Source organism: Micromonospora violae (genome assembly GCF_004217135.1).
In the GTDB taxonomy this organism is placed as follows: Bacteria; Actinomycetota; Actinomycetes; order Mycobacteriales; family Micromonosporaceae; genus Micromonospora; species Micromonospora violae.
Genome location: NZ_SHKK01000001.1, coordinates 3,350,432 through 3,368,358, shown reverse-complemented (window position 1 = coordinate 3,368,358; position 17,927 = coordinate 3,350,432). Strand labels below are relative to the sequence as shown.

The 17,927-nt window shown below is 71.3% G+C and carries 1 protein-coding gene (cut by a window edge); it reads left to right on the top strand.

Translation table 11 applies throughout. The annotated features are described in order from the left end of the window. Window positions 1–529 precede the first annotated feature (529 nt). Window positions 530–17,927, top strand: partial view of a non-ribosomal peptide synthase/polyketide synthase gene (locus EV382_RS14795; RefSeq protein WP_165435797.1) — the 5' portion only. The gene runs 416 nt beyond the window's last position; only the first 17,398 of its 17,814 coding nucleotides appear in the window; the start codon lies at window positions 530–532; the stop codon falls past the right edge of the window.

Below are 17,927 nucleotides of genomic sequence, written 5' to 3'. Positions count from 1 at the left end.
GCGAGTATGGCGAGATGATCTCTCATCGATCGGAGTCATAATCGCACGCTCTTTGCGGTAGGGGCAAGTATCGATCAGGACCTTACTACGAGTAGTTGATGATCGGATTGCGCGGACATCCGGGGCTGCCTGCTATCTTTCGGCGATTCGAGCGCGGCGGGCGCGGCCGGGACGGTGCAAATAATACGGGCTGTGATTAAGGCCGTCGGTCATTCGCTCTACGCCGCTGGCGCGGCCTTTACGGCAATGCCTCAGACGGGAGGTGAGAGCCCGACCTAACTGACAAAACAGACATTTTTCCAGGATCTTGCCCCGCTTCGCCCGTTCGAGTTAGAGTCGGCTTGCTCCACCGTCGATGTATACGTATCGATGAGGATCACGGGGATCCGCGCCTCTCGCCGTAGAGGATCTTGCACTGCAAGCAACCGCGAGAATGGATTGCCGCATTTTGTGATGGCGTCGGCGCCTGCTCGATATCAGCTGCCTATTGGCCTGCGCCGAATACATGACTTTGCGCGAGGGTGTGCTGATGAATCGTCCGGATGCAAGGAAAGTGTCGTCGGCTCAGCGTGAGATCTGGCTGGCCCAGCAGCAGCATCCGGGCAGCGCGCTTTACCACATCGCCGAATATCTCGAAATCGTCGGCCCCTTGGACGTGCCCGCCTTCGAGGCGGCATTGCGACGGGCGGTGTCCGAGACCGACGCGCTGCACCAGCGGTTCTTCGAGCAGGGCGGTGAACTGTGGCAGTACACGCACCCGGTCGGCGACTGGCCCCTGCCGGTCGTCGATGTCAGCGACGAGCCCGACCCAGCCGCGGCCGCCGAGGCATGGATGCGTGCGGACCTGGACAGGCCGGTCGACCTCGCCCAGGATCGCCTGTTCTCGTACGCGTTGCTCGAGCTGGCGCCCGATCGGCACTTCTGGTACCTGAGCAATCACCACATCGTCATGGACGGTCGCAGCTGGACACTGCTGGCCCGGCGAGTTGCCGAGATCTACACGGCCGGCGCCGCGGACCCGGGCCCGTCCCGCTTCCGCTCGGTCGATCTGCTCGTGTCATCGGACGCCGCCTACCGCGCCTCGGCCGAATTCGAGGCCGACCAGCGGTACTGGCGCGAGCGGTTCGCCGACAAGCCCGCCCCTACCCGGCTCGTCCCCGATGTCTCCGACGTCCTGAAGAGCCCCGTGCGCCGGCTCGCGACCTTGCCCGAGGCGACCGCGGAGCGCCTGCGCACGATGGCCGGCGACGTGGGCGTGCGATACACGTCGTTGCTGGCCGCGGCCGTGGCCCTCTTCTTCCGCCGGGCGACCCGGGTGCCCGAGGTGGTGCTGACGCTGCCCGTCGTCGGGCAGACCGGTCCCGAGATGCGGACCGTGCCGGGGATGGCATCCAACTGGGTGCCGCTGCGTATCCCGGCCCGGCCGGACATGACCGTGCGCGAGCTGATGGCCGCGGTGGAGGCGGAGATCGGCGAGGCCAGGCGGCATCAGCGTTATCGCGGCGAGGACATCGTTCGGGACCTCGGCCTCGTCCGGATGCGTCACCGCCTGCTCGGGCCGCACGTCAACTTCATGACCTTCGAGTACGACTTCGACTTCGCCGGCAGCCGGGCAATCGGCCACAACCTGACAACCGGATACACCGACGACCTCTCGATCGTGTTCGTCGACCATGCCGAGGGCAACGGCACCCGGATCCGTTTCGACGCCAACCCGGACCACTACAGCACCGAAGCGCTCGCCGGTCATCTCGAGACGTTCCTGCGCGTGCTGGAGGACTTTGATCCGGCTGCGCCGGTCGGGCAGTGGGACGTGCTGCAGGGCGGCGACGCCGAGCAGTTGCTGACCTGGGGCACCGGCGCCGCCGTGGACGCGGATGCGACGTTGCCCGGCTTGTTCGGGGCGCGGGTGCTGCGGGATCCGGATGCGGTGGCGGTGGTGGCAGGGCCGGTCCAGTTGTCGTTCCGGGATGTGGATGTGCGGGCGAATCGGCTGGCGCACTGGCTGGTGGCGAAGGGGGTCGGCCCGGACGTCCTGGTGGGGCTGGCGTTACCGCGGTCGGTGGATTTCGTGGTGGCGATGCTCGCCGTGGTCAAGGCGGGTGGGGCCTATCTGCCGATAGACCTCGATGCGCCGGCTCATCGGCGGCAATCCATGTTGGCGGACGCGGCGCCGGCGTGGGTGATCGATGCCGAGGTGCTGTCGGGGGAGTTCGGTGGATTCCCGCAGACCGCTCCGCCGGTCGGGGTGACGGCGTCCAACGTGGCGTACGTGATGTACACCTCGGGATCGACGGGTGAGCCCAAGGGCGTCGCGGTGACGCATGCCGGGGTGGTGGCGCTGGCCAGGGACCGGTCCCTGGCGGAGGCGTCGGAGCGGGTGTTGTTTCATTCGTCGCCGCTGTTCGACGCGTCGACGTACGAGTTGTGGGTGCCGTTGTTGGGTGGCGGCACGGTGGTCGTGTCGCCGGTCGATGATGCGGATCTACGAGCCCTGGTCCGGGTGGTCGCCGATCAGCGCGTGACGAGCCTGTGGTTGACCGCCGCGGTGTTCGCGATGGTGGCGGCGCAGAAGGCCGAGATGTTGGCGGGCGTGCGGCGGTTGTGGGCCGGTGGGGATGTGGTCTCGCCGGCGGCGGTCGAGCGGGTGTCGGCGGTCAACCCGGATCTGGTGGTGGTCAACGGTTACGGGCCGACGGAGACCACCACATTCGCGTGCCGGTATGTGGTAGGACGGGGAGCGTTCGGCTCGACGGTGCCGATCGGCGGACCGTTGGACGGCATGCGGGTCTATGTGCTCGATGGTGGGCTCGGCATGGTGCCGCCGGGTGTTGCGGGCGAGTTGTACGTGGCCGGGGCGGGCCTCGCGCGGGGGTACATGGGCCGTGCTGGTCTGACGGCTGAGCGGTTCGTGGCCGATCCGTGGGGGCCGGCGGGGTCGCGGATGTACCGCACCGGCGACGTGGTGCGGTGGGGTCGCGATGGTGCGCTGGAGTTCCTGGGCCGTGTCGACGAGCAGGTGAAGGTTCGCGGGTTCCGGGTGGAACCGGGTGAGGTCGAGGCGGTGCTGGCTCAGCATCCCCGGGTCGGCCAGGCGGTGGTGGTGGCGCGTGCGGACGAGCCCGGAGACAAACGCCTGGTCGGTTACGTCGTTCCCGCCCCGGGGCGGACGATCGAGCCCGCGGAACTGCGACGGTTCGCCGGCGAGCGGTTGCCGGCGTTCATGGTGCCGGCCGCGGTGCTGACGCTGGACCGGTTGCCGCTGACGGCCAACGGCAAGGTGGACCGCGTGCGGCTGCCGGCCCCGGACTACGCGCCGGCCGCCCGCCACTACAAGGCGCCGCGTACGCCCGTGGAGGAGATGCTGTGCGGGCTGTTCGCCGAGGTCCTCAACGTTTCCGCGGTCGGGGTGGACGACAGCTTCTTCGATCTCGGCGGGCATTCGCTGATGGTCACCAGCCTGGCCGGCCGGGTCCGGGCAGCGCTGGGCGTGGAGCTGCCGATCCAGGTCGTCTTCGCGACGCCGACCGTGTCCGCACTGGCGGACTACATCGCAGGTGCCGCCGGCGCTCCCGTGCGGCTCGCGCTGGGCGCTCGCCCGCAGACTGAAACGTTACCGCTGTCGTTCGCGCAGCAGCGGCTGTGGTTCCAGCAGAAGATCTCGGGCGAGGCGCCGACGTACAACATTCCGCTGGCCCTGAGCCTCTCCGGTGAGGTGGACCCGGAGGCGATGCGACCGGCCCTGCGGGACGTGGTGATGCGACATGAGGCCCTGCGGACGGTCTTCCCCGAGGTGGGCGGGCGGCCCTGCCAGCGGGTACTCGCTCCGGCCGCGGTCGAGGTGGCCTGGGAGGCGCGGCAGGTGGACCGTACGGCCCTGGACGGCGCGCTGTCGTCGGCGGCTCGATACAGCTTCAACCTGGCCGCCGAGTTGCCGGTGCGGGCGTGGCTGTTCACGACCGGCGCTACGGAAGCCGTGCTGCTGGTCCTCCTGCATCACATCGCGGGCGACGGATGGTCGATGCGGCCGCTCGCCGACGACCTGGTGACCGCGTACCGTGCCCGTCGGCGAGGCGAGGCGCCGCAGTGGCCGGCGCTGAGTGTGCAGTACGCCGACTACACGCTCTGGCAGCGCGAACTGCTGGGCCGCGCCGAGGATCCGGACAGCCTGCTGGCGCGACAGGTCGCCTACTGGACCCACCAGTTGGCCGGCCTGCCCGAGCAGCTGACCCTGCCCACCGACCGGCCCCGGCCGAAGGTCAACTCTTACCGGGGCGACCAGGTGCGTTTCGATCTGGACCCCGAGTTGCACGAGGGCGTCAGCAGGCTCGCGCGCCGCTCGGACGCGACCGTGTTCATGGTGCTGCAAGCCGCGATGGCGGCCCTGCTGACCCGGCTGGGCGCGGGCACCGACATCCCGCTGGGCGGCGCGATCGCCAACCGGACCGATCAAGCACTGGACGGGCTGGTCGGGTTCTTCGTCAACACGCTGGTGCTGCGCGCGAACACCGCCGGCGACCCGTCGTTCGCGGAGCTCATCGATCGCGTACGCGACACCAGCCTGGCCGCCTACGCACACCAGGATGTGCCGTTCGAATGCCTGGTCGAGCTGCTCAACCCGCAGCGCTCGGCGGCACATCACCCGCTGTTCCAGGTGATGTTCGCGCTCCAGAACGTCGCGCCGGCCGCCTTCGACCTGGACGGCCTGCACGTGCGCCCAGGGTTCCTCAACGCCGGTGCATCCCGGTTCGACCTGTTCTTCAGCCTCACCGAGTCGCACGCGCCGGACCGCACCTGCCGCGGCGTCGCCGGCACTGTCGAATACGCCACCGACCTGTTCGACCGGGAGACGGTGGTCCGCCTGACGATGCGGTGGGTGCGACTGCTGCGCGCGATGGTGGCCGAGCCGCACCGGCGCATCGGCGCGGTCGACCTCCTCACCGACGACGAGCGTGCCGGAATGCTGGCTACCGGAACCGGTGCCGCCTGTGCGGTGGATGCGGGCGCGACGTTGGTGGGGTTGTTCGCTGAGCGGGTCGCTGCGGATCCCGGTGCGGTGGCGGTGGTGGCGGGGCCGGCGGAGCTGACGTATGCCGAGGTGGATCGGCGGGCGAACAGGCTGGCGCATCGGCTGGTGGAGAAGGGGGTGGGTCCCGAGGTCCTGGTGGGGTTGGCGTTGCCGCGGTCGGTCGACCTGGTGGTGGCGATGCTGGCTGTGGCCAAGGCTGGTGGGGCCTATCTGCCGATCGACGTGGAGTGGCCGGCGTATCGGTTGCAGTGGGTGCTGGCTGATGCGGCGCCGGCCTTCGTGCTCGATGCGCAGGCGGTGTCGGGGGGGTTCGGGGAGTATCCGGATGAGGCTCCGCCGGTCGGTGTGACGGCGTCCAACGTGGCCTACGTGATGTACACATCTGGTTCGACCGGCGAGCCCAAGGGCGTCGCGGTGACGCACGCTGCGGTGGTCGCGTTGGCGCGGGACCGGTCGCTGGTGGAAGCGTCCGAACGGGTGTTGTTCCATTCCTCGCCGTTGTTCGACGCCTCGACGTACGAGTTCTGGGTGCCGTTGCTCAACGGCGGGACGTTGGTGGTCTCGCCCACTGGTGACGCCGAGCTCGAGGCGCTCGTGGAGTTGGTCGCCGAGCAGCGGGTGACGGGTTTGTGGTTGAGCGCCGCGGTGTTCGCCTTGGTAGCCGCAGGTCATGCGGGGGCGTTGGCGGGTGTGCGGCGGCTGTGGGCCGGTGGGGACGTGGTTTCCCCGGCGGCGGTTGAGCGGGTCATGTCGGTCAGCGCCGATCTGGTGGTGGTCAACGGGTACGGGCCGACGGAGACGACGACGTTCGCGTGCCGTTATGCGGTGCCGCGGGGCGGGCTGGGTTCGGCCGTGCCGATCGGCGGGCCGTTGGACGGCATGCGGGTGTATGTGCTGGACGCGGGTCTCGGGTTGGTGCCGCCCGGCGTGGCCGGCGAGTTGTATGTGGCCGGTGTGGGCCTGGCGCGGGGGTACGTGGGCCGCGCGGGGTTGACGGCGCAGCGGTTCGTGGCGGATCCGTTCGGGCCGGCGGGGTCGCGGATGTATCGCACGGGCGATGTGGTGCGGTGGATCCGCGGCGGGGTGCTGGAGTTCGTGGGTCGTGTCGACGAGCAGGTGAAGGTTCGCGGGTTTCGGGTGGAGCCCGCCGAGGTCGAAGCGGTGCTGGCGCACCATCCCCGGGTGAGTCAGGCCGTCGTGGTGGCCCGTGAGGACGCGCCCGGCGACAAGCGCCTCGTCGGCTACGTCGTCCCCGCCGCCGTCGGCGATTCGCACGAGGGAGAGCAGGTCGGGGAGTGGCGTGAGCTGTACGACTCGCTTTATTCCGGGTCGGACGGTGTGGCTTTCGGCGAGAACTTCGTCGGGTGGAACTCCACCTACACAGGGTTGCCCATTCCGCTGGACGAGATGCGGGAATGGCGTGACGCCACGGTCGAGCGGATCCTCGCCTTCGGGCCGCGGCGGGTGCTCGAGGTCGGCGTCGGGTCGGGGTTGCTGCTGGCGAAGATCGCGCCGCGGTGCGAGGCATACTGGGGCACGGACTTCTCGGCCGTGGTGGTCGAGGACCTGGCCGGCCAGGTCGAGCGGTCCGGGTTGTCGTCCCGGGTCCGGTTGCGTTGCCAGTCGGCCGATGACATGTCCGGGCTGCCGGTCGGGTTCTTCGACACTGTGGTGCTGAACTCGGTGGTGCAGTACTTCCCCGACGGCGCGTACCTGGCGCGGGTCCTCACGCGACTGGTGGACTTGCTGGCACCGGGCGGCCGGTTGGTGGTGGGCGACGTCCGCCACCCCGGGTCCCTGCGGTTGCTCGGCGCCGTCGTGGAACGGGCCGCCCGGCCGGATGCCCCACCCTCGGTGGTTCGTGCCGCCGTCGAGCATGCCGTGCTGGTGGAGAAGGAACTCGTCGTCGACCCGGAATTCTTCGACGTGCTCGCGGCGGGAAACGATGTCATCGCCGGAGTGGACACCCGGTTGAAGGCCGGCCGGTCGCACAATGAGCTGACCCGGTACCGGTACGAGGCGGTCCTGCACAAGCGACCGGCCGACCTGACCGTCCTGGACAGCGTACGGACCGTGCGGTGGGGCCACGACATCGACGATCTGGCAGACCTGCGGATCGATGCCCCGGTGCGCGTGACGGGCGTACCCAACGCCCGGATGGCCGCCGACGTGGCGGTGGCGCGGGCGCTGTCGGCCGCCGGGCCGGTCGGCGAGCGGGCGGCGCTGGACCCGCAGCAGGTCGCGGAGTGGGCCGCCGAACGCGGCTGGGACACGGTGGTGACCTGGTCGCCGGGGTCGGTGGAGTGCTTCGACGCGGTGGTCCTTCCGACGCCGGCCGCGGCCCCGGTGGCCGGCGGATTCGTGGGCACGGGGGACGGCCGGCGCAAGCTGGTGAACGATCCGGCGGTCTCGCGTGAGGTCGGCGAGCTGTCGGGTGTGCTCCGCGCCCACGTGCGCGAACGTCTGCCGGAGTACATGGTGCCGGCGGCCGTGATGGTGGTGAACCGGTTGCCGTTCACCGCCAACGGCAAGCTGGACCGTGCGGCGCTGCCGGCACCGGAATACGCGGTGATGACGGGCCGCGCCCCGCGTACGGTCCACGAAGAAGTGTTGTGTGGCCTCTTCGCGGAGGTCTTGGGCCTGCCCGCGGTCGGCGTGGCCGACTCGTTCTTCGACCTGGGCGGGCACTCGCTGCTGGCCACCCGGCTGGTGAGCCGGATCAGGACGGTGCTGGGCGTGGAGCTGCCGATCCGGGCGGTGTTTGCGGCACCGACGGTGTCCGGCCTGGCGGGGCAGCTGGCGGCCGGGACGGCCCGGGCACGGCCGGCGTTGCGGCCGCGGCCGCGGCCCGAGACGGTGCCGTTGTCGTTCGCGCAGCAGCGGTTGTGGTTCCTGTACCGGCTGGAGGGCCGCTCGGCGACATACAACATTCCGTTCGCGTTGCGCCTGTCCGGGCCGGTGGATCTCGGCGCGTTGCGGCAGGCGCTCACCGACGTCGTGGCGCGGCACGAGGTGCTGCGCACGATCTTCCCCGACGACGCCGGCACACCGTCGCAGAAGGTCCTCGGCCTCGGCGAGGCCGACGTCGCGTGGCGAGTCGAGCACGTCGACGAGCGGGCTCTGGACGAGTCGTTGTCGGCGGCTGTCCGGTACGGCTTCGACCTGGCGGTTGAGCCGCCGGTGCGCGGTCGGGTCTTCGTGACCAGGCCCGGTGAGTGTGTGCTGCTGGTGTTGCTGCATCACATCGCCTGCGACGGCTGGTCGATGGGCCCGCTGGCACACGACCTGATGACCGCCTACCGAGCCCGCCATCGCGGCGACGAGCCGGAGTTCACGCCGCTGCCGGTGCAGTACGCCGACTACACGTTCTGGCAGCGCGACCTGCTCGGCAGCTCCGACGACCCGGACAGCGTGTTCGCGCGGCAGGTCGGCTACTGGACCGAGCGGCTCGCCGGCCTGCCCGAGCAGCTGAGCCTGCCCCACGACCGGCCGCGGCCCCGCGTCGCGTCCTATCGGGGTGCCGACCTGGAGTTCGACCTCGACGCGAGCCTGCACCAGCAGGTGACCGATGTGGCCCGGCGCTCGGGCGCGACCGTGTTCATGGTGCTGCAGGCCGCCCTGGCGGCGTTGCTGACCCGGCTGGGTGCGGGCGAGGACATCCCGCTGGGCAGCGGGATCGCCGGGCGCACCGACGAGGCGCTGGACGAGCTGGTCGGGTTCTTCGTGAACACCATGGTCCTGCGCACCGACACGTCCGGCGACCCGACCTTCGCCGATCTGCTCGCCCAGGTGCGTGAGACGGGTCTGGCCGCGTACGCCAACCAGGACGTTTCGTTCGAGTACCTCGTGGAGCTGCTCAACCCGCAGCGCTCCCCGGCTCACCACCCCCTGTTTCAGATCGCCCTGGTGTTGCAGAACACTCCCGCGACGGCCTTCGAGCTACCCGGCGCGCGCGTCAGCACATACCCGGTGTCCACCGGCGTGTCCCGCCTCGACCTGGCGATCAGCGTGGCCGAGCGCCGTGACCGGATCGGCCAACCGGACGGCATCGCCGGCACTGTCGAATACTCCACCGACCTGTTCGACCGGGAAACGGTCGAGATTCTCATGTCCCGGTGGAAGAGGCTGCTGCGATCGGCGGTGGCCGACCCGGGCCGCCGCCTGAGCAGGCTCGACCTTCTCTCCTCCGACGAGCACGCTCGGCTGCTCGCCGACGGGACCGGCGAGATCCTCGGCGCGACGCCGGCGACCCTGACCGACATGTTCGCCGCGCACGCGGCCCGCACCCCGGACGCCGTGGCCGTCGTGGCAGGCGCAAGGGAGTTCCGCTACGGCGAGGTCGACTCCTGGGCGAACCGAGTGGCGCACTGGCTGATCGAGCAGGGTGTGCGGCCCGAGCGGCTGGTGGGTCTGGCGATGCCGCGGTCGGTGGAGCTCGTCGTCGCGGTGCTAGCGATCGGCAAGGCCGGTGGCGCGGTCCTCCCCATCGACCCCGAGTACCCGGCGGAGCGGGTCGCATTCATGCTGTCCGACGCCGCGCCGGTGCTGGTACTCGACGCCGAGGCGCTCGCCGGGCCGTTCGCCGAGTTCCCCGCGACCGCGCCGCCGGTGCGGGTGACGCCGTCCCACACCGCGTACGTGATGTACACCTCCGGATCGACCGGCACGCCCAAGGGGGTGGCGGTGACCCACGCCGGGGTGTCCGGCCTGGCCGCCACCCTGGCCGAGCGGTGCGGGGCCGACGCGGGCAGCCGCGTCCTGCAACTGTCGTCGCTCGCGTTCGACGCCATGGTGTGGGAGTTCGTGCTGGCGTTCTCCTCCGGCGCGGCGCTCGTGGTGCCCCCGCCGGGCCGCCTGGTGGGTGAGCAGTTGGGACACGCGTTGTCCGAGGTGACCCACGCCCTGGTCGTCCCCTCCGTGCTCGCCACGGTCCCCGAGGGACTTGGCGAGCGGCTGCGCGGTCTGACCGTGGGCGGCGAGGCGTGCCCGCCGGAGCTGGCCGCGCGATGGGCGCCCGGCCGGCGGATGGTGAACGCGTACGGGCCGACCGAGGTCACCGTCTGCGCGACGGTGAGCGATGCGGTGGTCGGCACTGCCACACCGCTGGGCCGCCCGGTGCACAACGCGCGGGTGTACGTGCTGGACGCCGAGCTCGGCCTCGCGCCGCCCGGTGTCACAGGCGAGCTGTACGTCGCCGGGTCCGGGCTGGCTCGCGGGTACCTGGGCCGGGCCGGGCTGACGGCCGAGCGGTTCGTGGCCGATCCCTGGGGTCCGGCGGGGTCGCGGATGTACCGCACCGGCGACCTGGCGCGGTGGGTCCGGGACGGCCGGTTGGAGTTCGCCGGCCGCGCCGACGAGCAGGTGAAGATCCGTGGGCTGCGGGTCGAGCCCGGCGAGATCGAGGCGGCGCTCGCCACGCATCCGCACGTGGAGCGGGCGGTGGTGGTGGTTCGCGAGGACCAGCCCGGCGACCAGCGACTGGTGGCGTACGTGGTGCCCACTGTCGACGAACCGGAGGATCTGCGCGACTTCGCGAGCCGGCGGTTGCCGGAGCACATGGTGCCTGCGGCCGTCGTGCTGCTGGACCGGCTGCCCACAACCGCGAGCGGCAAGCTGGACCGTGCCGCCCTGCCGGCGCCCGACTATGCGAAGCCGGCCGCTGGCCGCCTGCCGCGGACCCCGCGGGAGCAGGTGCTGTGCGGGTTGTTCGCCGAGGTGCTTCAGGTACCGAACGTGGGAATCGACGACAGCTTCTTCGACCTGGGCGGGCACTCGCTGCTGGCGACCCGCCTGACCAGCCGGGTCCGCTCCGTGCTGGGCGTGGAGCTCCCGATCCGGCTGGTGTTCGAGGCGCCGACGGTGGCCGGGCTGGCCCGGCACCTGGACGGCGCGGGGTCCGCACCGCCGCGGCCGGCGACGCGGCGTCGGCCCGGTCTGCCGCCGTTGTCGTACGCCCAGCGCCGGTTGTGGTTCCTGCACAAGCTCGAGGGGCCGTCGGCGACCTACAACATTCCGCTCGCCCTGCGGCTCTCCGGCGACGTGGACGTGGCCGCGTTGCGTCTGGCGTTGCACGACGTCGTCGCCCGGCACGAGGCACTGCGCACGGTGTTCCCCGAAGTCGACGGCCAGCCCTTCCAACGAGTGGTCGGCACCGGCGACATCGAGCTCGGCTGGGAGGTGCGCCGGGTCACCCACGACGGCCTCCGGCCGGCGCTGTCGCAAGCGGCCCGGTACGCCTTCGACCTGGCGGCGGAGTTGCCGATCCGGGCCTGGCTGTTCGCGGCGGACACCGGCGAGCGGGTTCTGCTGGTGCTGCTGCACCACATCGCGGGTGACGGCTGGTCGATGGACCCGCTGTCGCGGGACCTGATGACGGCGTACAGCGGCCGGCGGCAGGGCCGGGCGCCGGAATGGCCGCAGCTACCGGCCCAGTACGTCGATTACGCGCTGTGGCAACAGGACGTGCTGGGCGACCAGCACGACCCGGACAGTGTGCTGGCCCGGCAGGTGGGCTACTGGTCCGGCCAGTTGGCGGGGCTGCCCGACGAGGTCACCCTGCCGGCGGACCGGCCGCGGCCGCCGACCGCGTCCTACCAGGGGGAGCACCTGTTCGTACCGTTGGACGCCGACTTCTACCCGACGATCACCGCCCTCGCGCGCCGGCTGGGCGCGACCGTGTTCATGGTGTTGCACGCCGGGCTGGCGGCGTTGCTGACGCGCCTGGGCGCCGGCACCGACATCCCGGTGGGCTCGCCGATCGCCGGTCGCTCCGACGAGGCGCTCGACGACCTTGTCGGCTTCTTCGTCAACACACTGGTGCTGCGTACCGACACCTCCGGCGACCCGACCGCCGCCGACCTGGTCGGCCGGGTACGGGAGACCAGTCTCGCCGCGTACGCGCACCAGGACATCCCGTTCGAGTATCTGGTCGAGCTGCTCAACCCGCGGCGCTCCGCCGGCCACCACCCGCTGTTCCAGGTGATGCTGGCGTTGCAGAACGGGCCGGAGGCCGACTTCAGCATCCCCGAACTCGAGGCGCGGCTGGAGGCGGTGGAGACCGGCACCTCCCGGTTCGACCTGTGGCTCTCGCTGGTCAAGAACCCGGACGCGGAGGGTGTCGGTGTCCTGGTCGAGTACTCCACCGACCTGTTCGACCGCGACACGGTGCAGGATTTCGTGAGCCGGTGGGTGCGGCTGCTCCGGTCGATGGCGGCGGACCCGGACCTGCGCATCGGCCGGATCGACCTGCTCACCGAGGGCGAGCGTGCCCGGCTGGTGGCCGACGGGACCGGACCGGCCCGCGAGCTGCCGTCCGCGACCCTGCCCGGGCTCTTCGCCGTGCAGGCCGAGCGGACCCCGGACGCGGTCGCGCTGGTCGCCGGCCGAACCCGGCTCACCTACCGGCAGCTCGTGGAACGTGCCGACCGGCTGGCGCGTCTGCTGGCCGGGCACGGCGTCGGTCCCGAGCGGCTGGTGGCCCTGCTGCTGCCTCGTTCGGTGGATCTGGTGGTGGCGATCTTGGCGACGGTCAGGGCCGGCGGCGCGTACGTCCCGATCGACCCGGACTACCCGGCGCAGCAGATTGCCTTCATGCTCGGCGACGCCCGTCCCGCAGTGGTCCTGGCGACGACCGGCACGGCGAGGACTCTGCCCGCAGGGACCACGCCGATCCTTCTCGATGGCGCCGACGACGCGGAGACGGCCGGGCCAACGGCCGGGCCCGTGGAACCGGATCCGGGCAACGCCGCCTACATGATCTACACGTCGGGCTCGACCGGCCGGCCGAAAGGCGTCCTGGTCTCGCACCGGGCCATTGTGAACCGGCTCCTCTGGATGCGGGACGAGTACGGGTTCCGGACCGACGACCGGTTCCTGCAGAAAACCTCCGCCGGCTTCGACGTCTCGGTGTGGGAGTTCTTCCTACCGCTGATCTCCGGGGCGACCCTCGTCCTGGCCGAGCCGGGTGGTCACCGCGATCCCTCGTACCTGGCCGAGACGATCAAGGCCGAACGCATCACCACCGTCCACTTCGTGCCGTCGATGCTTCGCGCGTTCGTCGACGAGCCCGCGGCTGCCGAATGCACACACCTGCGCCGGGTCATCTGTAGCGGTGAAGCGCTGACCGAGGATCTGCGCTCGCGCTTCCACGCGGTCCTGGACGTCGAACTGCACAACCTCTACGGCCCGACCGAGGCCGCGGTGGACGTGACCTCCTGGGCGTGCCCACCGGTGGCCGGTGCGCGTGAGATCCCGATCGGGCGGCCGATCGACAACATCCGGGTCTACGTCCTGGACGGTGCGCTCACCATGGTGCCGCGGGGCGTGACGGGCGAGTTGTACGTGGCGGGCGTGGGCCTGGCGCGCGGCTATCTGGGCCGTGCGGCCCTGACGGCCGAGCGGTTCGTCGCGGACCCGTGGGGGCCGGCAGGATCGCGGATGTATCGCACCGGGGATGTGGTGCGGTGGGGCCGCGACGGCGCGCTCGAGTTCGTGGGCCGCGCCGACGAACAGGTGAAGATCCGCGGGTTCCGGGTGGAGCCCGGTGAGATCGAGGCGGTGCTGGCGCAACACCCGCGGGTGAGCCGGGCGGTCGTCGTGGCGAGGGAGAGCGAGGCCGGCGACAAACGCCTGGTGGGCTACGTGGTGCCCACCGCGCTCTCGGGCGGTGAAGCTGAGCAGATCACCGAGTGGCGAGAGTTGTACGACTCGGTGTACTCCGGGTCGGCCGGCGCCTTCGGCGAGGACTTTGTGGGGTGGAACTCGGTCTACACGGGGTCGCCCATTCCGCTGGAGGAGATGCGGGAGTGGCGCGACAGCGCGGTGGAGCGGGTGCTCGCGTTCCAGCCGCGCCGGGTCCTCGAGGTCGGTGTCGGATCGGGACTGCTGCTGTCCGGGATCGCGCCGGAGTGCGAGAGCTACTGGGGCACCGATCTCTCGTCCGTTGTGGTCGAGGGCCTCGCCGAGCAGGTGCGCAAGGCGGGCCTGGAATCCCGCGTCGCGCTGCGGTGCCAGCCGGCCGACGACTTCTCCGGGTTGCCGGAGGGCTTCTTCGACACTGTGGTGCTGAACTCGGTGGTGCAGTACTTCCCCGACGGCGACTACCTGACCCGGGTGCTGACGCGATGCCTGGAGCTGCTGGTTCCTGGTGGTCGTGTGGTGGTGGGCGACGTCCGCCATCCGGGGTCGTTGCGGCCGATCCAGACGGAGATCCAGCGGGCTCAGCGACCCGACGCCCCGCCGTCGACAATCACGGCAGCGGTCGAGCGGGCGGTGCTCGCGGAGCGGGAGCTGGTCGTCGACCCGGAGTGGTTCACGCGGTGGGCCGACGGCCGTGCCGGCGTGGACGTCCGGTTGAAGGCCGGCGCCGCGCACAACGAGCTGACCCGCTACCGATACGAGGTCGTGCTGCACAAGCAACGAGCCGATCTGCTGGCGGTGGACGACGTACCGCGCGCGGTGTGGGGCCGCGACGTCGGCGCCCTCGACGAGCTGGACCCGGCCGGCCCCAAGCGGGTGGTGGGCATTCCCAACGCGCGCGTCGTGGGCGAGACGGCCGGGGTCGATCCGGAGGCGCTTCGGTCGTGGTGCCGGCGCAGCGGCTGCACGGCCCTCGTCACCTGGTCGCCGGAGACGATCGACTCCTTCGACGCCGTCGTTCTCCCGTCGGCCGGCGACGGCCGAGCCTTCACCGGCGTCTATCTGCCGTCCGGCGTCGCGGGCCGCCAGCTGGTCAACAATCCGGCGGCGGCGCGCGCGGCCGGAGGACTCGTCACGTCGCTGCGCCGGTTCGCCGGCGAGCGGTTGCCGGAGTTCATGGTCCCGTCGGCGATCGTGTCGCTGGACAGGCTGCCGTCGACGGTGAGCGGGAAGCTGGACCGCGCGGCGCTCCCGGTGCCGGACTACGGAGTGGGAGGGGCGGGCCGGGCTCCGCGTACGCCTCAGGAGGAGGTCCTGTGCGGGTTGTTCGCCGAGTTGCTCGGGCTTCCGGCGATCGGGATCGACGACAGCTTCTTCGACCTCGGTGGGCACTCGCTGCTGGCGACCCGGTTGGTGAGCCGGATCCGGACCGTCCTCGGGACGGAGCTGCCGATCCGGGCGGTCTTTGCGGCGCCGACGGTCGCCGGACTCGCCCGGCTGCTGCACGGCGGCACGGCGCAGGCGCGGCCGCCGCTGCGTGCCCGGCCCCGGCCGACGGTGCTGCCGCTGTCGTTCGCGCAGCAGCGGCTCTGGTTCCTGCATCAGTACCAGGGGTCGTCGGGGACGTACAACATTCCGCTGGCGCTGCGGCTGTCCGGCGAGGTCGATGTGGAGGTGCTGCGCCTGGCGCTGCTGGACGTCGTCGAGCGGCACGAGGCCCTGCGCACGGTGTTCCCGGACACCGACGGGGAGCCGTATCAGCAGGTGGTGGCGCCGGACGCGGTCCAGGTCGGCTGGGAGATCCGGGACGTGGACCGGGACGGGCTGAGCGCGGCGCTGTCGGCCGCGGCCGGACACGGCTTCGATCTGGCCAGGGAGCTGCCCGTACGAGGCTGGGTGTTCCGGACCGACCGCACCGAGTGCGTCCTGCTCGTGCTGCTGCATCACATCGCGGGCGACGGCTGGTCGATGGGGCCGCTCGCCGAGGACCTGCTGACCGCCTATCGCGCGCGCCGTGCGGGCGATGCGCCGCCGTGGCGGCAACTGCCGGTTCAGTACGCCGACTACACCCTCTGGCAGCGCGAGGTGCTGGGCGACGAGGACGACGCCGGCAGCGTGTTCGCCCGGCAGGTGCGCTACTGGACCGAGCAGTTGAGGGACCTGCCCGACCAGTTGACGCTGCCGGTCGACCGGGCCCGGCCGCCGGTGGCCTCGCACCGGGGTGAGCACCGGGAAATCCACCTGGACGCCGATCTGCACCGGCGGATCGCCGCCCTCGCCCAGCGCTCCGGCAGCACTGTCTACATGGTGTTGCAGGCCGGGCTGGCGGCGTTGCTGACCCGGCTGGGCGGGGGAACCGACATCCCGGTGGGTTCGCCGATCGCCGGTCGCCACGACGAGGCACTGGACCACCTGGTCGGGTTCTTCGTCAACACGCTCGTGCTGCGCACCGACACGTCGGGAGATCCGTCGTTCAGCGAGCTGCTCGGCCGGGTGCGGGAGACCAACCTCGCCGCCTACGCGCATCAGGACGTGCCGTTCGAATACCTGGTCGGGCTGGTGAACCCGCGGCGCTCGGCCGCTCATCACCCGCTGTTCCAGGTCGCCCTGGTGTTGCAGAACGTCCCCACGCCGGAGTTCCGGCTCCCGGGGCTCAAGGTCGACGGCGAGCCGGTCGCGATGGACGTCTCCCGGATGGACCTGGCGTTCAGCTTGAGCGAGCGCCTCGACCGCACCGGCCGACCGGACGGCATCGCCGGGGTGCTGGAGTACTCCACCGACATGTTCGACCGGGCTACGGTGGACGATCTGGTGGCCCGATGGGCGAGGCTGCTGCGGGCGGCGACCATTGAACCGGGCCGGCGGATCAGCCGGATCGACCTGCTCACCGCACAGGAGCGGGCCCGGTTGCTGGCCGCGGGGACCGGCGCCATCCAGAAAGCCCCGCGAACGACGGTGCAGGAGCTGTTCGCGGCGCAGGTGGCATGGACGCCGCGGGCGGCGGCGGTCGTGAGCGACGGCACCTCGCTGTCCTACCGCGAGCTGGATGTGCGGGCCAACCGGATGGCGCACTGGCTGATCGAGCGAGGTGCCGGCCCGGAGCGGCTCGTCGGCCTGGTCCTGCCGCGCTCGGTGGACCTGGTGGCGATGACCCTCGCCGTGGTCAAGGCCGGTGCGGCGTACCTGCCGATCGACCCGGGCCAACCAGCGGAGCGGATCGCGTTCCTGCTGGCGGACGCGGCGCCAGCGGTCGTCGTCGAGGCCGGCGATCTCGCCGGGGATTTCAGCCGGTATCCGGACACCGCGCCCGCCGTCCGGGTGCAGCCCCCCGGCGCCGCGTACGTGATGTACACATCCGGATCCACCGGCGGGCCCAAGGGTGTGACGGTGTGCCACGCCGATGTCGTCGGCCTGGTGCGGTCCGAGCTCTTCGCGACCGGGCACCAGCGGGTCCTGTTCCGCTCGCCGGTCATGTTCGACGCGTCGACCTACGAGCTGTGGGCGCCGTTGACCAGCGGCGGCACCGTGGTCGTCGCCCCGCCCGGCGAGCTGGACGCCGCGGAGCTCGCCCGGGTGATTCGCGCGGGGGTGAGCGCGCTGTTCCTGACCACGGCGCTGTTCAACCTCATGGTCGAGGAGCACGTCGACTGCTTCGCCGGGGTCAGCACGGTGCTGACGGGCGGCGAGCTGGTCAGCCCGGCCGCCATGCGGCGGATGCGGGAACGGAACCCGCGGACGTCGCTCGTGCACGTCTACGGGCCGACCGAGACGACGACGTTCGCCACGCAGTTCCCCGTCGACGCCCCGGACGGCCGGACGGTGCCGATCGGCGTCCCGATGGAGGACGTACGGGCCTACGTGCTGGACGGCCGACTGGAGCTCGCCCCGCCCGGTGTGGCGGCGGAGCTGTACATCGCGGGAACAGGAGTGGCCCGTGGCTACGTGTCCCGACCCGGCCTCACCGCGGAGCGGTTCGTGGCCGACCCGTGGGGTCCGCCGGGGTCGCGGATGTACCGCACCGGGGACGTCGTGCGGTGGAACCGCGACGGGAAGATCGAATTCGTCGGACGGGTCGACCACCAGGTCAAGATTCGCGGGCACCGGGTGGAGCCGGGCGAGGTCGAGGCGGTGCTGACCCGGCATCCCGGAGTCGCCCAGGCGTCGGTGATCGCCCGCGAGGACCGCCCCGGCGACCGGCGGCTGGTGGCGTACGTGGTCCCGGCAGGCGACGGCGAGCCGCCCGGCGACCTCCGGGACTTCG